General features: G+C 67.1%; 23 protein-coding genes. 16 read left to right on the top strand and 7 right to left on the bottom strand.

The features are described from left to right. Nucleotides 1-107 precede the first annotated feature (107 nt). Genes A9179_RS20255 through A9179_RS20245 form a run of 3 tightly spaced genes read right to left on the bottom strand, consistent with a single transcriptional unit; the run spans nt 108 to nt 4,487 of the window. Entirely contained in the window at nt 108-1,430 is a 1,323-nt protein-coding gene (locus A9179_RS20255) for a TolC family outer membrane protein (RefSeq protein ID WP_262410627.1), read from the bottom strand. Nucleotides 1,431-1,432: 2 nt separating this feature from the next. Then, a complete protein-coding gene (locus A9179_RS20250; RefSeq protein WP_187807993.1) occupies nt 1,433-2,761 on the bottom strand; it encodes an HlyD family type I secretion periplasmic adaptor subunit in 1,329 nt (442 codons plus the stop codon). A gap of 4 nt (nt 2,762-2,765) precedes the next feature. Then, a complete protein-coding gene (locus A9179_RS20245) occupies nt 2,766-4,487 on the bottom strand; it encodes a type I secretion system permease/ATPase (RefSeq protein WP_187807992.1) in 1,722 nt (573 codons plus the stop codon). 337 nt (nt 4,488-4,824) lie between these two features. Between A9179_RS20245 and A9179_RS20240 the strand changes: the two genes are divergently transcribed. Next, nucleotides 4,825-5,583 carry a substrate-binding periplasmic protein gene (locus A9179_RS20240; protein WP_187808642.1) on the top strand — a complete coding sequence of 253 codons (759 nt, stop codon included), beginning with the start codon at nt 4,825-4,827 and terminating at the stop codon, nt 5,581-5,583. Between the two features lie 55 nt (nt 5,584-5,638). Here A9179_RS20240 and A9179_RS20235 read toward each other — a convergent pair whose 3' ends face one another. From A9179_RS20235 to gpmI, 3 genes are all read right to left on the bottom strand, one after another. Then, the gene (locus A9179_RS20235) at nt 5,639-6,964 is read right to left on the bottom strand and encodes a S41 family peptidase (RefSeq protein WP_187807991.1); all 1,326 of its coding nucleotides are present in this window, start codon (nt 6,962-6,964) and stop codon (nt 5,639-5,641) included. A gap of 31 nt (nt 6,965-6,995) precedes the next feature. Then, a complete protein-coding gene (locus A9179_RS20230) occupies nt 6,996-8,240 on the bottom strand; it encodes a murein hydrolase activator EnvC family protein (RefSeq protein ID WP_187807990.1) in 1,245 nt (414 codons plus the stop codon). Nucleotides 8,241-8,348: 108 nt separating this feature from the next. After that, the gene (gene gpmI, locus A9179_RS20225) at nt 8,349-9,884 is read right to left on the bottom strand and encodes a 2,3-bisphosphoglycerate-independent phosphoglycerate mutase (protein ID WP_187807989.1); all 1,536 of its coding nucleotides are present in this window, start codon (nt 9,882-9,884) and stop codon (nt 8,349-8,351) included. A gap of 146 nt (nt 9,885-10,030) precedes the next feature. On the opposite strand from gpmI, the gene A9179_RS20220 reads away from it, so the two are divergent. Genes A9179_RS20220 through secB form a run of 3 tightly spaced genes read left to right on the top strand, consistent with a single transcriptional unit; the run spans nt 10,031 to nt 11,223 of the window. After that, nucleotides 10,031-10,444 carry a rhodanese-like domain-containing protein gene (locus A9179_RS20220; RefSeq protein WP_187807988.1) on the top strand — a complete coding sequence of 138 codons (414 nt, stop codon included), beginning with the start codon at nt 10,031-10,033 and terminating at the stop codon, nt 10,442-10,444. A 1-nt stretch (nt 10,445) separates the two neighbouring features. Next, complete coding sequence (gene grxC, locus A9179_RS20215) at nt 10,446-10,700, top strand: glutaredoxin 3 (RefSeq protein WP_187807987.1); 255 nt, start codon at nt 10,446-10,448, stop codon at nt 10,698-10,700. Between the two features lie 52 nt (nt 10,701-10,752). Further along, nucleotides 10,753-11,223 carry a protein-export chaperone SecB gene (gene secB / locus A9179_RS20210; protein WP_187807986.1) on the top strand — a complete coding sequence of 157 codons (471 nt, stop codon included), beginning with the start codon at nt 10,753-10,755 and terminating at the stop codon, nt 11,221-11,223. Nucleotides 11,224-11,287: 64 nt separating this feature from the next. Here the strand turns inward: secB and trmL are convergent, their stop codons facing one another. Next, nucleotides 11,288-11,749, bottom strand: coding sequence for a tRNA (uridine(34)/cytosine(34)/5-carboxymethylaminomethyluridine(34)-2'-O)-methyltransferase TrmL (gene trmL / locus A9179_RS20205; RefSeq protein WP_187807985.1), 462 nt, complete (start codon nt 11,747-11,749; stop codon nt 11,288-11,290). Nucleotides 11,750-11,880: 131 nt separating this feature from the next. Between trmL and A9179_RS20200 the strand changes: the two genes are divergently transcribed. From A9179_RS20200 to A9179_RS23125, 12 genes are read left to right on the top strand one after another with little or no spacing between them, the layout of a single operon-like run. After that, the gene (locus A9179_RS20200; protein ID WP_262410626.1) at nt 11,881-12,759 is read left to right on the top strand and encodes a type IV pilus biogenesis protein PilM; all 879 of its coding nucleotides are present in this window, start codon (nt 11,881-11,883) and stop codon (nt 12,757-12,759) included. Continuing rightward, a complete protein-coding gene (locus tag A9179_RS20195) occupies nt 12,759-13,367 on the top strand; it encodes a PilN domain-containing protein (RefSeq protein ID WP_187807983.1) in 609 nt (202 codons plus the stop codon). Before A9179_RS20200 ends, A9179_RS20195 begins: the two co-directional genes overlap by 1 nt. Continuing rightward, nucleotides 13,360-14,061, top strand: coding sequence for a type II secretion system protein GspM (gene gspM / locus A9179_RS20190; RefSeq protein WP_187807982.1), 702 nt, complete (start codon nt 13,360-13,362; stop codon nt 14,059-14,061). The genes A9179_RS20195 and gspM overlap by 8 nt, the downstream gene beginning before the upstream one ends. A gap of 16 nt (nt 14,062-14,077) precedes the next feature. After that, entirely contained in the window at nt 14,078-14,368 is a 291-nt protein-coding gene (locus A9179_RS20185) for a Type II secretory pathway component (RefSeq protein WP_187807981.1), read from the top strand. A 5-nt stretch (nt 14,369-14,373) separates the two neighbouring features. Then, nucleotides 14,374-15,963 (top strand): pilus (MSHA type) biogenesis protein MshL, encoded by a 1,590-nt coding sequence (locus tag A9179_RS20180; RefSeq protein ID WP_262410625.1) that lies wholly within the window; start codon nt 14,374-14,376, stop codon nt 15,961-15,963. Between the two features lie 4 nt (nt 15,964-15,967). Then, a complete protein-coding gene (locus tag A9179_RS20175; RefSeq protein WP_187807979.1) occupies nt 15,968-16,900 on the top strand; it encodes an ExeA family protein in 933 nt (310 codons plus the stop codon). Beyond that, nucleotides 16,897-18,270, top strand: a complete 1,374-nt coding sequence (locus A9179_RS20170) for a tetratricopeptide repeat protein (protein ID WP_187807978.1) — start codon at nt 16,897-16,899, stop codon at nt 18,268-18,270. The genes A9179_RS20175 and A9179_RS20170 overlap by 4 nt, the downstream gene beginning before the upstream one ends. Continuing rightward, entirely contained in the window at nt 18,267-19,991 is a 1,725-nt protein-coding gene (locus tag A9179_RS20165; protein ID WP_187807977.1) for a GspE/PulE family protein, read from the top strand. The genes A9179_RS20170 and A9179_RS20165 overlap by 4 nt, the downstream gene beginning before the upstream one ends. Beyond that, on the top strand, nt 19,991-21,226 hold the full coding sequence (locus A9179_RS20160; RefSeq protein ID WP_187807976.1) for a type II secretion system F family protein: 1,236 nt from the start codon (nt 19,991-19,993) through the stop codon (nt 21,224-21,226). The genes A9179_RS20165 and A9179_RS20160 overlap by 1 nt, the downstream gene beginning before the upstream one ends. Continuing rightward, nucleotides 21,223-21,750, top strand: coding sequence for a hypothetical protein (locus tag A9179_RS20155; protein WP_187807975.1), 528 nt, complete (start codon nt 21,223-21,225; stop codon nt 21,748-21,750). Before A9179_RS20160 ends, A9179_RS20155 begins: the two co-directional genes overlap by 4 nt. A 9-nt stretch (nt 21,751-21,759) precedes the next feature. Further along, nucleotides 21,760-22,248, top strand: coding sequence for a type II secretion system protein (locus A9179_RS20150; protein ID WP_187807974.1), 489 nt, complete (start codon nt 21,760-21,762; stop codon nt 22,246-22,248). A 22-nt stretch (nt 22,249-22,270) separates the two neighbouring features. Further along, complete coding sequence (locus A9179_RS23125; protein WP_187807973.1) at nt 22,271-22,717, top strand: type IV pilin protein; 447 nt, start codon at nt 22,271-22,273, stop codon at nt 22,715-22,717. Nucleotide 22,718 lies beyond the last annotated feature (1 nt).

Raw genomic sequence — 22,718 nt, 5'->3', positions numbered from 1 at the left:
GAGAGGGGGGGCGTAGGGTGGGTGAGGGGAGGGCAGTTCAGTGCGCAAGCGCTCGACAGGCCCCTCACCCCGGCCCTCTCCCGGAGGGAGAGGGAGTAAAGCGACACCTAGAACAGCGCTTCCACCTGCTGCAGCACGCCGCGGTGCATCAGCCCGCTGCGCGCATGCAGGGTCACCAGGCTCTGCAGCATCAGCAGCTTGCTGTTGAGCAGGTCGCGACGGGCCATGAACAGGGTCTGCTGGGCGTTGAGGATGTCCACGGTGGAGCGCACGCCGGCCTGGTAGCCCTTCTCGGCGGATTCCAGGGCGCGCTGGTTGGAGTGCACGGCGGTCTGCAGCGCCTTGCTCTTGGCGAAGCCGCTGACCACGCCGAGGTAATAGCGCTCGATGTCTTCGGACAGCTGGCGGGTCTCGTCGTCGAGCTGGGCCTGGGCGCTGGACAGGGCGAACTGCGATTTGTTCACCGAGGCACTGACCCCGCCGCCGGCATACAGCGGCACATCCAGCGACAGGCCGAGGTAGGAGGTGGACTGGCGGCGGTAGTCGTCGGCCAGGTCGTCGCGGTCGCTGTGGTTGAGCGTGCCGACCAGAGCCAGTTGCGGGTAGTGTCCGGCCTTCTGCGCCTTGAGTTCGGCCTCGGCCACGTTCACCGAGTCGCGCCGCGCATCCAGGCGCGGCGCCGCATCGCGCGCCTGCTGCTGCCAGAACGCCAGGTCTTCCTCGCTGCGCAGCGGCGGGCTGGCCGGCAGCTCCTCGTGCATGGTCAGGATCGCCTCGACAGGCACGCCGGTGCGCCCGGCCAGGGCGTGGCGGGCCGCCTGCAGGCGCGCCTCGGCCTCGATCTCCTGGGCCTTGACCAGATCCAGGCGGGCCTGGGCCTCCTCGGTGTCGGTAATGGTGCCGTCGCCGACCTCGAACAGCCGGCGGGTCTGCTTGACCAGGCCTTCGATGGCGATCTTCTGCTGCACGCTCAGGCTCAGTTCGTTCTCCTGGCGGGCCACCTCGAAGTAGGCCTCCACCACCCGCGGGAACAGCTCCTGGAAGGCGTCGTCGTAGACCGCCTCACCGAGCCGGCTGCGGGCCTTGGCCTGGGCGTAGTAGGCGGCCTTGGCGCGGTCATAGAGCACCTGGCGGGCGTTCAGGCTGAGGCCGCTGCTGGTGAAGCGGTCGTTCTCGTTGCTGCCGTCGAGGTCGCGGCCGCTGAGCTGGCGGGTGCTGCCGTAGCTGCCGCTGGCGGCGATCTGCGGCAGCAGGTTGGCCAGGCCGATGTCCTTTTCCTGCTGGCTGGCCTGGAAGTCGTAGGTGGCGGCCTGGAAGCTCGGGTCGTGGTACAGGGCGTTGTCGTAGGCATCCAGCAGCGACAGCGGCGCTGCCTCCTCGGCCAGGGCCGGCAGGCTCAGCAGGGTGCACAGGGCGAGGGCCAGGCGCATGCTCATTCTTCCTTGAGGGCGCCGCGGATGCGTTTTTCCAGCGGGCTGAGCAGGTAGTTGAGGAAGGTGCGCTCGCCGGTCTGCACCATGACTTCGGCCTGCATCCCCGGTTTCACTTCCAGACCGTGGGCCAGCAGCTTGGCCACGGCATCGGCGCCGACTTCCACCTCGACGGCGAAGTAGGGCAGGTGGGTCTGCTCGTCCAGCAACTGGTCGCCGGACACGGTGAGCACCTTGCCCTCCACCACCGGCAGGGTCGAGCTGTTCAGCGAGGAGAAGCGCAGGTTGACCGGCAGGCCGGTCTTCAGGCGGTCGGCCACCAATGGCTCGAACTTGGCCTTGATGATCCACGCCGAGCCTTCCGGGACTATGTCCATCAGGCGCTGGGCAGCGGGAATCACGCCGCCTTCGGTGTGCACCGCCAGGCCGATCACCTGGCCGGCCACCGGTGCGCGGATCGCCGCGTTGCTCACCTCGAACTCCAGCGCCTTGATCCGCTCGGACAGGCTGGAAGCCTCGGCGGCGGTGGTGGCCAGCTGCGATTCGGCTTCGATGCGGAAGGTCTGCTGCAGCTGCAGGGCCTGCAGCTTGCTCTCGGCGATGCTCTGGCGGGTCTTGCCGATGTCGGCGATTCCCGAGGTCAGCTGGGCGCTGAGCTGGGCGGAGTTGCGCTCGGCCTCGAACAGGCGGTTGCGCGGCACATAGCCTTCGGCAGCCAGCTCGCGCAGGCCGCTGAGCTCCTTGCGCTGGAATTCCAGCTGGGTGTCCAGGTGGTTCTTGATCTGCTCGTAGGCGTGCAGCTGCTCCTGCAGCGAGGCAGTCTGGTTCTGCATGATCTGCTGACGGCTGGCCAGCTCGGCGCGACGGGTCTCGAACAGGGTGCCCTGCAGCTCCATGTTGCGCTTGGCCCGCGGGTCGTCCTGGCGGGCCAGCAGGTCGTCCGGCCAGAGGATGCTGTCCAGGCCGTGGCGCTCGGCGCTCAGGCGTGCCTCGCTGCTGTGGGCGCTGAACCATTGGCCGAGGGCCACTTCCAGCTGCGCCTGGGCCTGCACCGAGTTGAGCTGGATCAGCAGCTGCCCGGCCTGCACATGGTCGCCTTCGCGCACCAGGATATCGTTCACCGCGCCGCCTGCCAGGGCCTGCACGGTCTTGCGCTCGCCGGCCACCACCACGGTGCCTTGCCCGGCCACGCCCTGGGCCAGCGGCGCCAGGCTGGCCCACAGGAGAAAGCCGCCGAGGCCGATGGCGATGATCCACAGGCCGAACTTGGCGGTCTTGGTGGCATCGCGGATATCGGCCGGTAGCGGGGCCTTGAGCGGGGTGACGGACATTAACTCAACTCGTCTGGGCGGTGGGTGTGGCGCTGGCCGGTGGATTGGCCGGGAGCAGGGCCTGCAGCACCTGGTCGCGCGGGCCGAACAGCTTCTGCGTGCCGTCCTGCAGTACCAGCAGCTTGTCGACCACCGCCAGCACGTTCGGCCGGTGAGTCACCAGCACCACGCTGGAACCGTGGCTGCGCAGGGCGCCGATGGCGGCGACCAGGGCACTCTCGCCGGCATCGTCGAGGTTGGAGTTGGGCTCGTCGAGCACGATCAGCGCCGGCTTGCCGTACAGCGCGCGGGCCAGGGCGATGCGCTGCTTCTGCCCGCCGGACAGGCCGAGGCCGCCGGGGCCCAGCGGGGTGTCGTAGCCTTGCGGGAAGCGCAGGATCATGGCGTGGATGCCGGCCAGGGTGGCGGCCTCGATCACCTGATCCGAATTGGTCTCGCCGAAGCGGGCGATATTTTCCGCCACCGTGCCGTCGAACAGCTCGATGTCCTGCGGCAGGTAGCCGATATGCTGGCCGAGCAGCTCGCTGTCCCACTGGCCGATCTCGGCACCGTCCAGGCGTACCGAGCCGTGGCTGGCCGGCCACACACCGACCATGGCGCGGGCCAGGGACGACTTGCCGGAGGCGCTGGGGCCGATCACCGCCAGCACTTCGCCCTTGGCCAGGGCCAGGTCGATGCCGTTGACCGCCGGGCGCTTGCTGCCGGGCGGGGTGATCACCAGGCGCTCGATGCGGATGGCGCCGGTCGGTGCCGGCAGGCTCATACGCTCGATCTTGCGCGGGAATTCGTCGAGCAGCTGGCACAGGCGCTGGTAACTGGCCTTGGCGCTGTCGAGCTGCTTCCACGAGCCGATCGCCTGTTCGGCCGGGAGCATGGCTTTGCTGATCAGGAAGCCGGCCGCCATCATCACCCCGCCGGAAATCTTGCCGTCGAGAATCAGCAGCATGGCCAGGCCCATGGCCAGCGACTGCCAGGCGGTACGCACCAGGCGGGTGATGGTGGAGATGCGCGCGGCCTGGTCGCTGGCGCCGGTCTGCGCGCCGATCAGCCGCTGCTGCATGCCGGCCCAGCGCCGCTGCAGGTTGCCGAGCATGCCCATGGCCTGGATCACTTCGGCGTTCTGCAGGGTGCTGTTGACGTATTTGGCCGACATCACGGAAATCTGGTTGGCCTCGGCCAGGCCCTTGCGGGTGGAGTGCTCGTTCCACATCGCCAGGCCGAACAGGATCAGCGCGCCAAGCAGGGTGAACAGCCCCAGCCAGGGATGCAGCAGGCCGGTGACGATGAGGAAGATCGGCATCCATGGCAGGTCGAGCAGGGCGATCAGCGAGGAGCCGGTGAGGAACTGGCGCAGCACGTTGAGATCACCGAGCACCTGCGCCGGGTTGGCGTTGTGCTCCTTGAGGCTCTTCTGGAAGGCCACGCCGAACAGGCGCTCGCCAAGGTCGAGGTCGATGCCGACGCTCATCTTGATCATCACCTGGCCGCGCACCCACTCCACCAGCGAGCTGAGCAGGAACAGGCCGAGAGCGAGCAGGGTGAGTAGTAGCAGGGTCATCTCGTTGCGGCTGGCCATGACCCGGTCGAACACCTGCATCATGTAGATGGCCGGTACCACGGTGAGCAGGTTGATCACCCCGCTGAACAGGGTGATCACCCAGAACAGGCTGCGGTAGCGCAGCAGAGCGGCATCGATGTCGCGTTTGGGATCAAGGCGTAGGCGCATAAGGGGAAAACGGTCTCTCTGCCGGTCGGGGCATGATGCCACTATCGGCCTGGCTTGGCATGCATGCTTCTGTTTCGGCGTGCCGGGCCGGCTCTTTAACCTGTCTGGCCGCCTGTCTGTAGTGTGGCCGGCAATGGCCGTGGCGTCCTGCGTGACGCAGTTCCGCGGCGTCGCCGCGTGGCCTGGCATCATCCGTCGCCGGCCGCCTATCCTGCGAGAGGCAGGCCGTGCTTCGTGCTACCCTTGGCCGCCCGCCGCCGGCACTGCATGCTGTGGCTGGCTGCCGGTCGAGCCGCTGGCTCCCGCTCTCTCCGTGTCTGCGAAGGAAATGGATATGTTGTCGAAGCGTCTGATGTTGCTGCTGTTGGGCCTGGGGCTGCTGTGGGGCGGCGCGGCCCGTGCCGAATTGCCCGCCGATTACTCGGTGGTGCTGATGACCGAGAACTTCCCGCCGTACAACATGGCGACCAATGGCAAGAACTACGCACGCGAGGAGAACCTCAACGGTATCGCCGTCGAGGTGGTGCGCGAAATGTTCAAGCGCGCCGGCATCAAGTACAACCTGACCCTGCGCTTCCCCTGGGCGCGGATCTACAAGATGGCCCTGGAAACGCCGAACACCGGGGTGTTCGTCACCGCCCGCCTGGAAGAGCGGGAGAAGCTGTTCAAGTGGGTCGGGCCGATCGGGCCGGACGACTGGGTGATGCTGGCCAAGGCCGACAGCCCGATCGTCCTGGGCAGCCTGGACGATGCCAAGCAGTACCGCGTCGGCGCCTACAAGGACGATGCCATCGAGGAGTCGCTGATCCAGAAGGGCCTGACCCCGCAGAGCTCGTTCCGCGACCAGGAAAACGTGCAGAAGCTGCTGGCCGGCGAGATCGACCTGTGGGCCACCGGTGACCCCGCCGGGCGCTACCTGGCCAAGCAGGAAGGCGTCAGCAACCTGAAGACCGTGCTGCGCTTCAACACTGCCCACCTGTACCTGGCCCTCAACCCGGACACCCCGGACGAGGTGGTCACCCGCCTGCAGGAGAGCCTGGACAAGATGCGCGCCGAGGGCTTCCTCGACAAGGTCATGAACAGCTACGTGCAGTAAGCGCGAAGCCATAAAAAAACCCGGGCCAGCCTGGGTTTTTTTATGGCCTGGCGATTTAGTCGCCGCGGGTCACGCTGAGGCCCTTGAGCAGGTTGAGGGCCTGGCTCAGCTGGTAGTCGTCGTCCTGCGGGCGTGGCGCGGCGGCCTTGGCCTTCTCGCTCTTGCTCGGGCGGTCGGCGCCGCCGTTGCCGTTGCCCAGGTGGCCGGCCAGGTCGGCTTCCTTGAGCAGCACGTCGCTGTCCTGCTCGCGGGTCAGCTTGGCGCGGGTCACTTCGATGTCCGGCACTATGCCCTGGGCCTGGATCGAGCGGCCGCTGGGGGTGAAGTAGAGCGCGGTGGTGAGCTTCAGGGCGCGGTCATTGTTCAGCGGCAGCACGGTCTGCACCGAGCCCTTGCCGAAGCTGTCGGTGCCCATCAGCACGCCGCGCTTGTGATCCTGCAGGGCGCCGGCAACGATTTCCGAGGCCGAGGCGCTGCCGCCGTTGATCAGCACCACCAGCGGTACGCCTTCGCTGGCGTCGGCCGGGTCGGCATTGAAGCGCAGCTCGGAGTTGGCGATGCGGCCCTTGGTGTAGACGATCAGGCCCTTCTTGAGGAAGTGGTCGGCCACTTCCACGGCGGCCTGCAGCACGCCGCCGGGGTTGTTGCGCAGGTCGAGCACCAGGCCGCGCAGCTTCTTGTCGCCGTTGTCCTTGCGCAGCTTGGCCAGGGCCTTGCCGACTTCCTCGCCGGTGTTGACCTGGAACTGGGTGATGCGCACCAGGCCGTAGCCGTCGTCGAGCAGCTGGGCCTTGACGCTCTTGACCTTGATCACCGCGCGGGTCAGTTCCACATCGAACGGCTTGCCGCCTTCGCGGATCAGGGTCATGAGGATCTTGCTGCCGGTCTTGCCGCGCATCTTGTCCACCGCTTCCATCAGCGACAGGCCCTTGGTCGGCTGGCCGTCGAGCTTGATGATCAGGTCGCCGGGCTGGATGCCGGCGCGCGAGGCGGGGGTGTCGTCGATCGGCGAGACCACCTTGAGGAAGCCGTCTTCCATGCCGACTTCGATGCCCAGGCCGCCGAATTCGCCGCTGGTGCTTTCCTGCAGCTCGGCGAAGGCTTCCGGCTCCAGGTAGGCGGAGTGCGGGTCGAGGTTGCTGAGCATGCCCTTGATGGCGTTCTCCAGCAGGGTCTTGTCATCCACCGGCTCGACGTAGGCGGCCTTGATGCGATCCATCACCTCGGCGAAGGTGCGCAGCTCGTCCAGCGGCAGCGGCGCCTTGCCGTTTTCCACGGCAGCGGCGGGCGCGCCGGCCGGCTCGGCGGCCAGCAGGGCGCTGCTGCCGGTGAGCAGGCCGAGGGCCAGGGCGAGAGGGGTGAGGCGGCGGAAATGCGGCATGTACAGGCTCCCGGGATTGAGAAGATCGCGCTTATCCCTGCGCGCGGCACCACTTGGCGGGATCGCTCGCGCGGCCCTGTTGGCGGATGGCGAAATACAGCGCCGGCGTGTCCTGGCCACCGCTGGTACCGACGGTGGCGATGGCTTCGCCGGCCTTGACGATGTCGCCGGCATCTTTCAGCAGGCTCTGGTTGTGACCATACAGGCTGAGGAAGCCGTTGCCATGGTCGAGGATGACCAGAAGGCCGGCGCCGCGCAACCAGTCGGCGAACACCACGCGGCCACCGTGCACGGCATGCACCTGGCTGCCGGCGGCGGCGCCGATCAGCACGCCGTCCCACTTGGCGCGTTCATCGCCACCGCGCGGCGAGCCGTAGCGCGCCACCAGGCGGCCGTCCACCGGCCAGGGCAGCTTGCCCTTGGCGCTGGCGAAGGGCCCGCCATAGGTGGCGCCGGCACTGGACACGGCGGGGCCGAGCGGTAGTGGCTTACGCTTGGGATCGCGGCTCTGCTGCTGCTCCAGCTCGGCCAGGCGGCGTGCCTCGGCGGCTTCGCGGGCCTGGCGGGCGAGGGTTTCCTCGATGGTCTTGAGCACCTGGGTCAGCTCGGTCTGTTCCTGCTGGCGGGCCTTGAGCTTCTGGTCGCGGGCGGCGAATTCCTGGTTGAGCTTGGCCAGGGCTTGCTGGCGCTCCTTGCGCGCGGCGGCGAGCTGTTCGCGGCGGCCGTCGAGGGCGCTCTTCTGCTCCTGCAACTGGTTCTGCTGGGTGGCGATGTCACTTTCCACATTGCCCAGCTGGCGGATCGTTTCGTTGAAGGTGGCCAACTGCTCCAGGCGCGCCTTGCCCAGGTAGTCGTAGTAGGTGAGGGTGCGCGAGAACTTCTCCGGCTGCTGCTGGTTGAGCAGCAGGCGCAGCGGTTCCTGCTGGCCGCCCTGGTAGGCCGCGCGGGCCTGGATGCCGATCAGGCGCTGCTGTTCAAGGCGCGATTGCTGGAGTTTTTTTTTCTCCTGGTCGAGCCGCTGCAGCTCCTGCTCGCTCTTGTTCATCTCCTGCTGCAGGCCCTTGACCTGCTTCTCCAGGGTGCCCATCTCGGTCTCGGTGCGCTTGAGATCCTTCTGTACCCCGGATTTTTCCTTCTGCAACTGCTCGAGCAGCTTCTTCAGCTCGGCGACATCGGCGCGCGCGGCATCCAGCTGCTTCTGGGCGTCGGCCTTGTCATCGGCGTAGGCGGGAGCGAGCAGGAGGGTCAGGAGGAGTGGGGCGAGGGCGCGGAACATGGGCGATGCGGCACCTGGGGTGAGAGTCGGCCTAGTATGCCCGTGGCGCCGCGCAAAAAAAACGCCCGCCGACGGGAGCCGGCAGGCGTTTCGCGACGCGGAGCGTGTTTATTGCAGGGTGATGATGCTGGTGCCGCTCATTTCCTGCGGAATCGGCATGCCCATCAGAGTCAGCAGGGTCGGTGCCACGTCGGCCAGCACGCCGCCCTGGCGCAGGCTGACGTTGCGCTTGCCGACATAGATGAAGGGCACCGGCTCGCAGGTGTGGGCGGTGTGCGCCTGGCCGGTGCACTCGTCTTCCATCTGCTCGACGTTGCCGTGGTCGGCGGTGATCAGCGCTTCGCCGCCGACCTTGTCCAGCGCCGCGACGATACGGCCGACGCAGGTGTCCAGGCATTCCACGGCCGCCACGGCAGCTTCGAACACGCCGGTGTGGCCGACCATGTCGCCGTTGGCGTAGTTGACGATGATCACGTCGTAACGCAGGTTCTCGATGGCGTCGACGATCCGGTCGGTGACTTCCGGGGCGCTCATCTGCGGCTGCAGGTCGTAGGTGGCGACGTTCGGCGAGGGGATCAGGATGCGTTCTTCACCGGCGAACGGCTCTTCGCGGCCGCCGGAGAAGAAGAAGGTGACGTGGGCGTACTTCTCGGTCTCGGCGATGCGCAGCTGGGTCTTGCCGTTGTTGGCCAGGTACTCGCCGAGCACGTTGGTCAGCGGCTCCGGCTTGTACGCGCTGGGCGCCGGGATGCTCGCCGCGTACTGGGTGAGCATGATGAAGCCGGCCAGCTGCGGGGCGCGGGCGCGGGCGAATTCCTTGAACTCGGGCTCGACGAAGGCGCGGGTCAGCTCGCGGGCACGGTCGGCGCGGAAGTTCATGAACACCACGGCGTCGCCGTCTTCCACTTTCACCGGCGCGCCGATGGTGGTGGCCTTGACGAATTCGTCGCTCTCGCCACGCTCGTAGGCGGCGGCCAGGCCTTCCACGGCGCTGGCGGCATTGAACTGGCCGACGCCGTCGACGATCAGGTTGTAGGCCTGCTCGACGCGATCCCAGCGGTTGTCGCGATCCATCGCGAAGTAGCGCCCGGTGAGGCTGGCGATGCGGCCCTTGCCGAGCTTGGCGAAGGTGGCGTCGAGCAGCTCGATGGATGGCTGGGCGCTCTTCGGCGGGGTGTCGCGGCCGTCGAGGAAGGCGTGCAGATAGATCTTCTCGGCGCCGCGCTGGGCGGCCAGCTCGGCCATGGCGACCAGGTGATCCTGGTGGCTGTGCACGCCGCCATCCGACAGCAGGCCGAGGATATGCACGGCCTTGCCGGCGCCGACCGCCTTGTCCACCGCCTGGGTGATCTCGGCGTTGCTGAAGAACTCGCCGTCGCGGATCGCCTTGGTCACCCGGGTGAAGTCCTGGTACACCACGCGCCCGGCGCCGAGGTTCATGTGACCGACCTCGGAGTTGCCCATCTGGCCGTCCGGCAGGCCCACGTCCATACCGCTGCCGGAGATCAGGCCGTGCGGCTGGGTGGCGCGCAGGTGATCGTAGACCGGGGTGTTGGCCGCATAGATGGCGTTGTACTCGGGATTGTCGCTGTGGCCGAAGCCGTCGAGGATGATCAGGACCAGGGGTTTGGGCGTGGCGCTCATGGAAGCTGGCTCGCTGTGCATGGAATGGGTCGAAAAAGGCCGCATATCTTACGGCCAACGGCCGACGCCGTCACCGCCGGGCGGGGCTTGGCCGACGGGGCGCGCTGTGTATACTGGCCGGCATTTTACCGCCCTGGAACCCCGCGATGCTGGCCCACCTGATTGAATTTGCCACCAACCACTATCTGCTGACCGGCGCTTTCGCCGTTCTGCTGGTGCTGCTGCTGGTCACCGAACTGAACAAGGGCGGCAAGAGCCTGTCCACCCGCGAGCTGACCGCCCTGGTCAACCGCGACGAAGGCATCGTCCTCGACGTGCGCAATCACAAGGACTTCGCCACCGGCCATATCGTCGATGCCCTGAATATCCCCTACGACAAGCTGGGCGCGCGCATTGGCGAGCTGGAGAAGCACAAGGCCAAGACCATCATCGTGGTCGATGCCATGGGCCAGCATGCCGGCACCGTCGCCGGTATCCTGCAGAAAGCCGGCTTCACCGCCGCCAAGCTCGGTGGCGGTATCGCCAGCTGGCGTGGCGACAACCTGCCCGTGGTCAAGTGACATGCCTGAGGTGCTCGTTTATTCCAGTGCCTGGTGCCCCTACTGCATCCGCGCCAAGCAGCTGCTCAGTGGCAAGGGCGTGGCCTTCACCGAGATCAGCGTGGACGGCCAGCCGGGCGTGCGTGCCGAGATGACCCGCAAGGCCGGGCGCACCTCGGTGCCACAGATCTGGATCGGCAGCACCCATGTCGGCGGCTGCGACGAACTCTACGCCCTGGAGCGCGCCGGCAAGCTCGACGCCCTGCTGAGCGCCTGAGCTCTTTCCGAGCCCTGAACCCTTTCAGAAACCCGCAATAAGAAGAACCGCCATGACCGAACAAGCAAACAACGGCGCCGAAGGCCCACAGTTCTCCCTGCAGCGTATCTACGTCAAGGATCTGTCCTTCGAAGCGCCGAAGAGCCCGGAAATCTTCCGCCAGGAGTGGACGCCGAGCGTCGCCCTGGATCTCAACACCCGCCAGAAAGGTCTGGAAGGCGACTTCCACGAAGTGGTGCTGACTCTCTCGGTGACCGTGAAGAACGGTGAAGAGATCGCCTTCATCGCCGAAGTGCAGCAGGCCGGCATCTTCCTGATCAAAGGCCTGGACGCCGCCTCCATGAGCCACACCCTTGGCGCGTTCTGCCCGAACCTGCTGTTCCCGTACGCCCGTGAGGCGCTGGACAGTCTGGTGATCCGCGGTTCGTTCCCGGCCCTGATGCTGGCACCGGTGAACTTCGACGCGCTGTACGCCCAGGAGCTGCAACGCCTGCAAGGCGCCGCCGCACCGGCCGAAGCCTGAGTCCGGCAGCGACACAGAAAAGCGCCCCGCGGGGCGCTTTTTTTATCGGCGCAGGTGGCGCCGCTCAGTCCATGGCGAAGCCGTTCTGCCGCCAGGCCTCGTACACCACCACCGCCACCGCGTTGGACAGGTTGAGGCTGCGGCACTCCGGGCGCATCGGCATGCGCAGGCGCTGCGGGTCGGGAATCTGCGCCAGGATCTCGGCGGGCAGGCCGCGGCTTTCCGGGCCGAACAGCAGCAGATCGCCGCGGCGGAACTCGGTCTGCGCGTAGCTGTGGCTGGCTTTTGTAGTAAATGCCAATATCCTGTCACTGGCGGTCTCTGTGATACAGTCGGCCAATGAATGGTGGCGTTTCAATGTCGCGTATTCGTGGTAGTCCAGTCCGGCACGGCGCAAGCGCTTGTCGTCCAGCTCGAAGCCCAGCGGTTCGATCAGGTGCAACTGACAACCGGTGTTGGCGCACAAACGGATGATGTTGCCGGTATTCGGGGGAATCTCGGGCTGGAACAGAACGACATGGAACATTGATCAGGCTCTGAGCAAGGCGGAAAGGTGCCATTCTAGCGCGCCATCCGACCGGGCTGCCGAGAATGCCTGAGCACCAGGGGGGAGTGCAGTTGGTGTGGTTCGCAAAAAGAAGAACTAAAGCGGACGGCTTGCTGGGCATCGAAACGGGCCCGGAAGGTATTGCCCTGGCACGCGTGCAGCGTCTGCCCGGCGAGGCGCCACGCCTGCTCGACTGCCAGTTTCATCAGGCCACCCCGGCCGAGCAGCCGGCGCTGCTCAAGCGCCTGGTCGGCGAGCTGGATCTTGGCGGCATGCGGGTCAACCTGCTGCTGCACCCCGCGACCTACCAGATGATCCTTCTCGACAGTCCTGATGTGCCGGCCGAAGAGCTGCGCGATGCGCTGCGCTGGCGGGTCAAGGATCTGATCGCCGAGCCGCTCGAACAGGTGGTGGTCGATGCCTTCAGCCTGCCCGACGACGCCTACCGCGGGCGCTCGCGCATGGCCTACTGCGCGGTGCTGGGCAAGGCGCGCATGCAGGCCTGGAGCGCCATGCTGGAGCAGGCCGGGCTGCGCGTGCAGAGCATCGACGTGACCGAGATGGCCTTCCGCAACCTCGGCCTGCTGGCCGGTGCCGAGGGCATGAACATCGCCCTGCTGCGCCTGCGCTCCAGCGAGGGGCTGATCTGCGTGCAGAACGGCGCCGACCTGTACATGGCGCGGCGTATTGAACAGGGCCTGGACAAGGCCGACAACGACTTCGCCACCGTAACCCTGGAGATCCAGCGCTCGCTCGATTATTTCGAGAGCCAGCTGGGCAAGGGCTATATCAACCGCCTGCTGTTGCTACCGGCCAAGCGCAACGGCGCGGCGACCCTGCAGGCGCTGTCCAGCGGGCTGGCGGTGAAGCTGCAGGCCCTCGACCTGCGCGAGCTGTTCCCCGGCCAGGCCACCGCCGAGCTCGATGAGCAGACCCAGGCCTACTGCATGGCAGCGGTCGGCGCCGCCCTGCGCCAGGAGGTTCGCTGATGCAGAACCTCAACCTCTACCAGGTCGAACGCAAGAGCCGCGGCGCTCCACGCCAGACCGAGATGATCGCCGGGCTGCTGGTGCTGGTGCTGGTGTGCCTGCTGCACGCCGCCTGGCAGGCCTGGCAGCTGCACAGCGGCGAGCAGCGGCTGGCGCAGAAAGAACAGGATGCCCAGGAGCAGGAAACCCGCCTGGCCGCCGCCAAGGCCAGCTTTGTCGACCCCGTGCTGGATCCCAGCCTGCCCAAGGAAGCGGCCGCCCGCGAGGCGGAGAACCGCGAACTGCAGCGCCTGCTCACCTACCTGAATGTGCTGGACGGTCAGCAGGCGGCCGGCTTCGTCGCGCCGCTGCGCGCCTTGTCCGCCCAGCACCCGCAGAGCGGCTTGTGGCTGACCGCCATCGGCCTGAGCGAAGGTGGCAGCCAGATGCGCCTGCAGGGGCGCAGCCAGGGCCAGGAGGATCTGCCGCGCTACCTCGAACGCCTGGGCCAGAGCCCGCAGTTCAAGGGCCGCGAGTTCGCCCGTTTCGAGGTGCAGCGCCAGGACGACCAGTTGCTCCACTTCGATCTCTCCTCCCGCCTCGACGACAAGGAGAAAGCCGGTGAATAAGTGGCTGCAACGCTGGCAGGGCATGGCTCCGCGCGAGCAATGGCTGACCTACGGGGTGGGCCTGGCCCTGCTCGGCGCACTCTATCTGCTGCTGCTTGGCGACCCGCTGAGCCAGCGCCTGGCCCGCCAGGACGCGGCCTTCAAGCTGGCCGAGGGCCGCCAGCTGGAGGCGCAGTCCGGCCTGCTCGAGTTGCAGAACCGCGCCGCCAACGACCCCAACAGTCCCTACCGCACGGCGCTGCAGCTGGCCTCGGCCAGTCGCGAGGAGCTGACGCAGGCGATCGCCCGGGAAACCGCGACGATGATCACCCCGGAGAAGATGAAGGAAGTCCTGCAGGCGCTGCTGCGCGAGCAGGACGGCCTGCGCCTGGTGGGCCTGGAGAGCTTCAGCGAGCCGCTCAAGCTGGCGGCCGAGGGCGCCGCTACGGGCGAGGCACAGCAGGCCGTGGCCATGCCGGTCAAGCTGTACCGCCACGGCCTGGTGCTCAAGCTCGAGGGCGGCTTCTTCGACCTGATCCGCTACCTCGACTCGGTGCAGCAAGCGCAGACCCTGCGCGCGGCCAGCGAGGGTGGTGGCTGGAAGCTGAACTGGGAGAACCTCGATTACCAGGTCGGCGAAGGCGGCCCGGGGCAGGCGCAGATCAGCCTGAAACTCTATACCGTGAGCAGCCAGGCGGGGTGGGTCGGTGTCTAGAGCCTGGTTCCTGATAATGCTGCTGAGCGGCAGCGCGGCTGCCGCAGTGGAAATCGACCCGACCCAGCCCCCGGTGGGGCTGCTGCCGGCGGCCAGCGCCGAGGCGCCAGCGGCGCTGGGCCTGCAGGCGATCCTGCATGGCCCCAGTGGCAGCCGGGTGGTGATCGATGGCGAAACCCTGCGGGTCAACGACCGCCACGGCGACGCCCGCGTGCTGGCCATCTATCCGCATGCCGTATTGATTGAGCGCCAGGGCCAGCAACAGCTGCTGCGCCTGGCCGAACCTGTAGTGAAGCCGAGTCGATGATGCCCATGACCAAACGCCTACCCAGCTTCGCCCTGCTGAGCCTGGCTTGCCTGCTGAGTGCCTGCCAGACCTTCATCGATGGCGACAAGCAGCTCTACGAGCAGAGCGGCAAGCTGCTCGACGAGAGCATCCAGCAGGCCCAGGCCAAGGTGACGCCGCCGCCGGCCGTGCAGGCCGCGCTGCTGCCGCCGCTGACCGGCGCTACCAGCTTCAGCAGCGGCCCGCGCTTCGACGTGGCGGCCAAGGACATGCCGGCCCGCGACTTCTTCCTCAGTCTGATGGACGGGGCCGGGCAGAACCTGGTGGTGCATCCGGAAGTCACCGGCAACATCACCTTCAGCCTGCGCCGGGTCACCCTCGAGGAAGTCCTGGCGGCGGTGCGCGACAGCTACGGCTATGACTACCGGCGTACCAGCTACGGCTACCAGATCCTGCCGAACAAGGTGATCACCCGCAGCTACGACCTCAACTACCTCAACCTGCAGCGCCTCGGCGAGTCCGACACGCGGGTCAGCTCCGGGCAGGTGGAAAGCACCAGCAACAACGACAGCAATGACAGCAACGGCACCAGCAGCAGCGACAGCACGGTGACCACGCTCAATGCGAGCAAGGTGGTCACCACCAGCAACGTCGACTTCTGGAAGGAAGTGGAGGGGGTGGTCAAGACCATAGTCGGCGGCGAACAGGGCAACAGCGTGGTGGTCAACCCGCAGGCCAGCCTCCTGGTGGTGCGCGCCAACAGTGCCGACCAGGAGAACGTCGCGCGCTTCCTCGAACAGGCCCAGCGCAACCTGCAGCGCCAGGTGATCCTGGAGACCAAGATCCTCGAAGTGGAGCTCAACGACGGCTTCCAGGCCGGTGTCAGCTGGTCGCAGATCGGCAGTCACATCGGCGGCGCCCTGGATGGCGATACCCTGACCGGGCCCACCGATATCGGCGGGGTGTTCAGCGGTGCGTTCGACTTCGGCGACTTCAGCGGGATTATCCAGCTGTTGCAGACCCAGGGCGAAGTACGGGTGCTGTCCAGCCCGCGGATTTCCACGCTGAACAACCAGAAGGCGGTGATCAAGGTCGGCACCGACGAATTCTTCGTCACCGAGGTGTCGTCGAGCAGCACCACTACCACCGCCGCCGGCGTCACCGAACCGACCCAGGATCTGACCCTGACCCCGTTCTTCTCCGGCATCTCGCTGGACGTCACCCCGCAGATCGACCAGAACGACGTGGTTACCCTGCACGTGCGGCCGACCGTCAGCCGCGTGGTCGATCAGAACAAGACCATCGTGCTCGGCGAAGACAACGTGTTCAACCTACCGCTGGCGCTGTCCACCTCGCGCCAGTCCGACTCCATCGTGCGTGCCCGCAGCGGCCAGGTGGTGGTGATCGGTGGCCTGCTGCAGAACAACAACGAGAACAACGATGCCGAAGTGCCGTGGGCCAGCAGCCTGCCGTTCGTCGGCCCGCTGTTCAAGCAACAGCGCAAGGCCCTGAAGAAGAGCGAGCTGGTGATCCTCCTGCGCCCCCAGGTGGTCAGCGACGACGTCTGGCTGGATGAACTGCGCAAGAGCGCGGAAACCTTTAAGGAACTGAGATAAGGCGATGTACGAAGCCTTCTTCGGTCTGCGCGAGAAACCCTTCGCGCTGACGCCCAACACCGGCTTCCTGGTGCAGCTGGCGCCCTACCAGGCGTGCCTCAACCTGCTGCGCGTGGCGCTGGGCGAGGGTGAGGGCTTCATCAAGGTCACCGGCGAAGTCGGCACCGGCAAGACCCTGCTGTGCCGCGCGCTGCTCAACGAGCTGGATGGCGAGCGCTACCAGGCCGCCTACCTGCCCAACCCGGGCATGAGCCCGGTGGGCCTGCGCCAGGCCCTGGCCCGCGAGCTGCACGTCGAGGGTATCGAGGAGCTGGACGCCCAGGGCGTGCTGGATGCCCTGCACCGGCGCCTGATCGAGCTGGCCGCCGCCGGCAAGAGCACGGTGCTGCTGATCGACGAGGCCCAGGCCCTGCCGACGGCCACCCTGGAAGCCCTGCGCCTGCTGACCAATCTGGAGACCGAGCAGGCCAAGCTGCTGCAGGTGGTATTGTTCGGCCAGCCCGAGCTGGACGCCACCCTGGCGCGCAACGAATTCCGTCAGCTGCGCCAGCGCATCACCTTTTCCTACTGCCTGCGCCCGCTGGACGTGAAGGACACCAACCGTTACCTCAGCGAGCGCCTGGCCGTGGCCGGCTACCGTGGCGAGCCGCTGTTCGACGGGGCCGCCGTGCGCCGCCTGGTGCGCGGCAGCGGCGGCATCCCGCGGCTGATCAACATCCTCGCGCATAAGGCGCTGATGGTGGCCTTTGGTGAAGGTCGCCGGCAGGTCGGCGCGCGCCAGGTGCAGCGCGCCCAGCTGGATACCGAAGGCGCCCAGCCGTTTCTGCGCCGGCGCCCGCTCTGGCTGGGCTGGAGCCTGGCGGCCATGAGCCTGTCGCTGCTCGCCCTGATCGGCGCCTGGCCCTGGCTGGCGCACTGGCGGGAGCTGCTGCCATGAGCCTGGTCAACGACATGCTGCGCGATCTCGAAGAGCGCCGGGCAGCGCCGTCCGAACGCCTCAGCCTGGAAGGCCTGCAGCCGGTGGACGAGGCCGGTGCGGAGCGGCGCGAACGTTACGAGCGGGTGCGCCGCGGCCTGGTCTGGCTCGCTGCCGTGGTGCTGTTCGGCGTGCTGCTGGGGTTGATGATCGGCCGCCTGGTCAACCCACTGCCGGAGCGGCTGCTCCCGGTCGAGCCGAGTGTTGCTGCACCAGCGGCGTTGCCGGCCGTGCCGCTGCCGCGCCTGCTGGAGGTGCTGCCGCAGAACGATGGCCGCACCCTGATCCTGCAGTTGCTGCTGGATCGCTCGGTGGCCTACCGCCGCAGCGAGGAGAGCGGCGCCGTAAGCCTGCGTCTGCCGGGCGTGCAGTTGGCCGGCGAGACCCAGTCCGGGCGCGTGCAGAGCACAGGCAACAGCCTGTCCTGGCGTGTCGAGCAGCAGGGGCAGGATGTCCAGGTGCTGCTGGTCGGCCTGGGCGAAGAATTGCAGGTGAGCGACCGCCTGGAACCGGCTGGCGACCGCTGGCTGCTGTGGGTCGAGGTGCCGCTGGCGGCGCCGGCGCAGAAGGCCGAGGCGCCATTGGAGCTGGAACAATTGCCGACGGCCGTTCCTGCCAGCGAGCCGGCTGCCGAGGCGCCCCTGCCGGCCTGGGCCAGTGCCCCGGTGCCGGCTGCCGATGCTCCGCCAGCGGCCCGCGAGCCAGTGGCCGAGCCGGCCGCGACCGCCCCCAGCGGGCCGCCCGAAGTGAAGATCAGCGCTGCCCAGCCGGACAGCCTGAATCAGGCGCGCCAGGCCCTGCAGGAGGGCGACTACCCGCGCGCCATCCGCCTGCTGGAAGACTTGCAGCAGAGCCGCGCCGGCGACCAGGAAGTGCTGCGCTGGCTGGCCCGCGCCTACCTGGCCGGCGGTCAGCAGCAGCGCCTGCTGGGCTGGCTGCCGGCGCAGCTGGCGCAACACCCGCAGGACAGCGAGCTGCGCCTGCTGCTGGCTCGCGCCCAGTTGCAGGCCGGCGAGACCAAGGCGGCGGTCGCCACCCTGGAGCAGAGTGCGCCGGCCCTGGTGCAGGAACCGACCTACCACGCCCTGCTGGCCGCGGCTTACCAGCAGACCGGGCAATGGCAGGAAAGCGCCGCGCTGTACCAGCAGATGGTCGCCCTGCGCCCCAGCCAGGCCACCTGGCAACTGGGCCTGGCCATTGCCCTGGAACAGCTTGATCGGCCGAGTGAGGCCGCTCGTCATTATCGCCTGGCCCTGCAGGGGCAGGGACTGGACGACGGCGCTCGGCGCTTCGCCAGTGAACGCGCCACGGCGCTGGGAGGTCGCGGATGAATCCGGATGACGTACGCCAGCGCAAGGTGCGCCTGGGCGACCTGCTGATCCAGGCCGGGCTGATCAGCGAGGCGCAGCTGCAACTGGCCCTGCAGGAGCAGAAGCGCACCGGCTCCAAGCTCGGCCGCACGGTGGTCGACCTCAACTTCGTCGCCGAGGTCAAACTGCTCACCGCGCTGTCCGAGCAGCTGAAGATTCCCTTTATCGAACTCAAGCACTTCAAGTTCGACCTGCCGCTGGTGCAGAGCCTGCCGGAGGCCATGGCCCGGCGCTTCCGCGCCATCGTCCTGAGCCGCGAGGGCGGTGGGGTGCTGGTCGGCATGTCCGACCCGCTCGACCTGTTCGCGCTCGACGAGATGGAGCGCATCCTCAAGACCCGCGTGCTGCCGGCGGTGGTGCGCGAGGCCGAGCTGCTGGCCACCCTCGATCTGGTCTACCGGCGCACCAGCGAGATCGCCTCGATCGCCGGCGAGCTGGAAGGCGAGCTGCAGGACAGCGACTTCGACCTGTCCAAGCTGGGCGCCGACAACACCAGCGATGCACCGGTGGTGCGCCTGCTGCAGACGCTGTTCGAGGACGCGGTGCAGATGAAGGCCTCGGACATCCATATCGAGCCGGACGAGGGCGTGGTGCGCATCCGCCAGCGCATCGACGGGGTGCTCAACGAGCAGGTGATGAAGGAGCAGCGCATCGCCTCGGCGCTGGTCATGCGCCTGAAGATCATGTCCGGCCTGGATATCTCCGAGAAGCGCCTGCCGCAGGACGGCCGCTTCAACATCCGGGTGAAGAACCGCAACATCGATGTGCGGGTGTCGACCATGCCGGTGCAGTTCGGCGAGTCGGTGGTGATGCGCCTGCTCGACCAGAGCAGCGGCGTGGCCAGCCTGGATGCCAGTGGCATGCCGCCGGACATGCTGGCGCGCTTCCGCCGCCTGCTGCAGCGCCCCTATGGCCTGGTGCTGGTCACCGGCCCCACCGGCTCGGGCAAGACCACCACCCTGTACGCCGGCCTCACCGAGCTGAACAGCCCGGAGAAGAAGATCATCACCGTGGAAGACCCGGTGGAATATCGCCTGCCGCGGATCAACCAGGTGCAGGTCAACACCAAGATCGACCTGAGCTTCGCCCGCGTGCTGCGCGCCGCGTTGCGCCAGGACCCGGACATCGTGCTGATCGGCGAAATGCGCGACCAGGAGACCGCCGAGATCGGCCTGCGCGCCGCGCTCACCGGCCACCTGGTGCTGTCCACCCTGCACACCAACGACGCCCTGACCTCGGCCATGCGCCTGATCGACATGGGCGCCGAGCCGTTCCTCGTCGCCACCTCGCTCAACGCGGTGCTGGCCCAGCGCCTGGTACGCCGGGTGTGCGAGAACTGCATGGAAGACCACCAGCCCGAGCCGCAGCAGCTGGCCTGGCTGGAGAACCTGCACGGCAGCGTGCTGGCCGGGCGCGCGTTCAAGCGCGGCAGCGGCTGCCACCAGTGCCACAACAGCGGCTATGCCGGGCGCCTGGGGGTCTACGAGCTGCTGGAAATGGACGAGGCGATGATCGCCGCGCTGCGCCGCAGCGACCCGCAAGGCTTTGCCGAAGCGGCCAAGGCCAGCGCCAACTACCGCCCGCTGGCGGCCTGTGCGCTGGACTATGCACTGGCCGGGGTGACTAGCGTCGAGGAAGTGCTCAAGGTCTGCGCCACCCTCACCGATGAGGTGCTGGGCTGATGGCGCAGTTCCGCTACACCGGTCGCGATGCCCAGGGCGGCAAGGTCGCCGGCACCCTGCAGGGTGCCAGCAGCGACAGCGTGGCCAGTGAACTGCTGGGGCTGAAGATCACCCCGCTGACCATCGAGGAACAGGCCGTGCAGGCCGGCGAGGATGTCTTCGCCGATCTGCGCGAACGCCTGCGACGCAAGAGCGTCGACCTGGAGGAACTGATCATCTTCTGCCGCCAGATGTACAGCTTGAGCAAGGCCGGGGTGCCGATCATCCGCGCCATCGGCGGCCTGGCCGAGTCGCACCGCAATCTGTATTTCCGCGAAGTGCTGCAGGCGGTGCGTGCCGACCTGGAAGGCGGCATGAGCATGGCCGTGGCCCTGCATGCCCACCCCAAGGTGTTCGGTACCCTGTTCATCAGCATGATCAGCGTCGGCGAGAACACCGGCCAGCTCGATCAGGCCTTCCGCCAGCTGTCCGGCTACCTGGAGCTGGAGCGCGAGACGCGCAAGCGGATCAAGCAGGCCACCCGCTACCCGCTGTTCGTCATGGCCGCCATGGCGGTGGCGCTGGTGGTGATCAACCTGTTCGTGATCCCGGCCTTCGCCAAGGTGTTCGAACAGTTCCATGCCCAACTGCCGCTGCCCACGCGGATCCTGATCGGCACCTCGCAGTTCTTCCAGCATTACTGGTGGGCCATGGGCCTGCTGCTGATCGGCGCCTTCTATGCCTTCTTCCGCTGGCAGGCCAGCGCCGAGGGTGCCCTGAAGTGGGACGCGATCAAGCTGCGCCTGCCGATTGTCGGCGGCATCTTCGAGCGCATCGCCCTGGCCCGTTTCACCCGCACCTTCGCCATGATGTACCGCGCCGGCGTGCCGTTGCTGCAGACCCTGTCGATCAACAGCGCCAGCGTCGGCAACCTGCATATCGGCCAGGCCATCCTGACCATGCGCGAGGGGGTCGAGCGCGGCGAGGCGCTGACCCGTACCGCGTCGAGCAGCGGGTTGTTCACCCCGCTGGTGCTGCAGATGATGGCGGTAGGCGAGGAAACCGGCGCGCTGGACGATCTGTTCGTCGAGGTGGCCGATTTCTACGAACAGGAGGTGGACTACGATCTCAAGCAATTGGCCGATGCCATCGAGCCGATCCTGATCGTGGCCATGGGTGTGCTGGTACTGATTCTGGCCCTGGGGGTGTTCCTGCCGATGTGGGAGCTGGCATCCGCGGCCAAGGGCCAGATGTGAGGCCGGATTACCAGGTCGACCAGACTGTGCGGCGGGCACGCTGGCTGGGGCGCGGATTGGGGCTGGCGATACTGCTGGGGGTTGTTCTGGCCTTGGCCTGGAAGATCGCCCAGGTCAGCGAGCGGCGTGCGGTGCAGGCGACCCGCGAGCATCTGGCCAGCAGCCTGGGCAGCCTGGTCAGCGAGCGGCTGGCGAAGCAGCAGGTGCTGGAGGCGGCGTGGAAAAGCCGCAATCCGTTCACCCTGCTGCGCTGGCAGCAGGACAACTACTGCGGCGAACTGGCCGCAGGCGAACAGCCAGAGCGCGGCTGTTGGTACTGGCTGCCGCAGCGGGCCTGGGTGCTGTACCGCAGCCGCTTCGGCGACGAGTGGACGAGAACGCGGGGTGGGTTGCAGGTCTATCGGTTGTTGGCGGTTCCCGGCGTGCAGCTGGCTACGCCACAATCAAAGGGCGCGACCTTTGCCCTGGAGTTGCAGGAAGTACCCCTGACGGAGCTGTCCGCCGCGGGTTTGTTGGATCACTGAGGGAAGGTTATGAAGAGCAGCAAAGGTTTCACTCTGGTTGAACTGATCGTGGTGATCGTGATTCTCGGCATCCTCGCCGCCGTGGCATTGCCGCGCATGATCACCGTCACCAAGGACGCCCACCGTGCCGCCGTGGAAGGTGCCGGCGGTGCCCTGGCTTCCGCCGTGCTGCTGGTGCGCGCTCAATGGGAGGTCAATCGCAGCAAGGGCGTGGCCACCCCGGATACCAACGTGGCCGGCTTCGGCAACAACGATGTCGACGTCAACAGCTCCGGCTGGCCGCTCGGCACCGGCGGCGCACTCGACTGCGTGGGGCTGTGGAGCGCCGTGCTGCAAGGCTCCGCGCCGGTCGTGGCGGCTGCAGCTGCCAGTGGTGTCGACTACGTCGTCACCAGCACCACTACCCAGTGCACCTACACCTACCAACTGGACGAGGGTGATGACACCATCGTCTACAACTCCGCCAACGGCACCGTTACCACCACCTTCGTCGAATAATTCGACCCTGAGGATTGAGAAGATGAAAAAGCAACAGAGCGGCTTCACCCTGATCGAGCTGATCATGGTTATCGTGATTCTCGGCATTCTGGCGGCGTTTGCGCTGCCGAAGTTTGCCGATCTTTCCGGCAATGCTCGTCTGGCTGCATCCCAAGGGGCCCTGGGAGCGATGAAGTCGGCTTCGGCTATTGCCCACTCCTATGCGCTAGCCAATAACTCGACTGGGAACATTACGCTTGAGGGCGCGACTATTACCATGGTCAACAAGTATCCGGCCCCGACTGCTGCTGGTATCGCTGTTGCTGCGCAGATTTCGGCGTCGGACTTCACCATTGTGACCAGCACTGCCGATACCTATGAGGTGCAGGCCAACGGCAAGGCGGCTTGCACGTTCAGCTACAAGATGGCCGCTGCCGATACTGCGCCGACCTTTACCTCCAATGCGCTCACTGCTGCCAACTGCAACTAAG

It is taken from the genome of Pseudomonas alcaligenes, from assembly GCF_014490745.1.
GTDB lineage: Bacteria > Pseudomonadota > Gammaproteobacteria > Pseudomonadales > Pseudomonadaceae > Aquipseudomonas > Aquipseudomonas alcaligenes_C.
Note: the sequence above shows the minus strand (reverse complement) of the source record. Positions and strands in the feature narration are given on the sequence as shown.

Bases quoted from the DNA above. Each gene is read 5' to 3' on its own strand.
- A9179_RS20255 (WP_262410627.1), bottom strand. From the start codon at position 1,430: ATGCGCCTGGCCCTCGCCCTGTGCACCCTGCTGAGCCTGCCGGCCCTG.
- A9179_RS20250 (WP_187807993.1), bottom strand. From the start codon at position 2,761: ATGTCCGTCACCCCGCTCAAGGCCCCGCTACCGGCCGATATCCGCGAT.
- A9179_RS20245 (WP_187807992.1), bottom strand. From the start codon at position 4,487: ATGCGCCTACGCCTTGATCCCAAACGCGACATCGATGCCGCTCTGCTG.
- A9179_RS20235 (WP_187807991.1), bottom strand. From the start codon at position 6,964: ATGCCGCATTTCCGCCGCCTCACCCCTCTCGCCCTGGCCCTCGGCCTG.
- A9179_RS20230 (WP_187807990.1), bottom strand. From the start codon at position 8,240: ATGTTCCGCGCCCTCGCCCCACTCCTCCTGACCCTCCTGCTCGCTCCC.
- gpmI (WP_187807989.1), bottom strand. From the start codon at position 9,884: ATGAGCGCCACGCCCAAACCCCTGGTCCTGATCATCCTCGACGGCTTC.
- A9179_RS20220 (WP_187807988.1), top strand. From the start codon at position 10,031: ATGCTGGCCCACCTGATTGAATTTGCCACCAACCACTATCTGCTGACC.
- grxC (WP_187807987.1), top strand. From the start codon at position 10,446: ATGCCTGAGGTGCTCGTTTATTCCAGTGCCTGGTGCCCCTACTGCATC.
- secB (WP_187807986.1), top strand. From the start codon at position 10,753: ATGACCGAACAAGCAAACAACGGCGCCGAAGGCCCACAGTTCTCCCTG.
- trmL (WP_187807985.1), bottom strand. From the start codon at position 11,749: ATGTTCCATGTCGTTCTGTTCCAGCCCGAGATTCCCCCGAATACCGGC.
- A9179_RS20195 (WP_187807983.1), top strand. From the start codon at position 12,759: ATGCAGAACCTCAACCTCTACCAGGTCGAACGCAAGAGCCGCGGCGCT.
- A9179_RS20185 (WP_187807981.1), top strand. From the start codon at position 14,078: ATGCTGCTGAGCGGCAGCGCGGCTGCCGCAGTGGAAATCGACCCGACC.
- A9179_RS20180 (WP_262410625.1), top strand. From the start codon at position 14,374: ATGACCAAACGCCTACCCAGCTTCGCCCTGCTGAGCCTGGCTTGCCTG.
- A9179_RS20175 (WP_187807979.1), top strand. From the start codon at position 15,968: ATGTACGAAGCCTTCTTCGGTCTGCGCGAGAAACCCTTCGCGCTGACG.
- A9179_RS20170 (WP_187807978.1), top strand. From the start codon at position 16,897: ATGAGCCTGGTCAACGACATGCTGCGCGATCTCGAAGAGCGCCGGGCA.
- A9179_RS20165 (WP_187807977.1), top strand. From the start codon at position 18,267: ATGAATCCGGATGACGTACGCCAGCGCAAGGTGCGCCTGGGCGACCTG.
- A9179_RS20160 (WP_187807976.1), top strand. From the start codon at position 19,991: ATGGCGCAGTTCCGCTACACCGGTCGCGATGCCCAGGGCGGCAAGGTC.
- A9179_RS20150 (WP_187807974.1), top strand. From the start codon at position 21,760: ATGAAGAGCAGCAAAGGTTTCACTCTGGTTGAACTGATCGTGGTGATC.
- A9179_RS23125 (WP_187807973.1), top strand. From the start codon at position 22,271: ATGAAAAAGCAACAGAGCGGCTTCACCCTGATCGAGCTGATCATGGTT.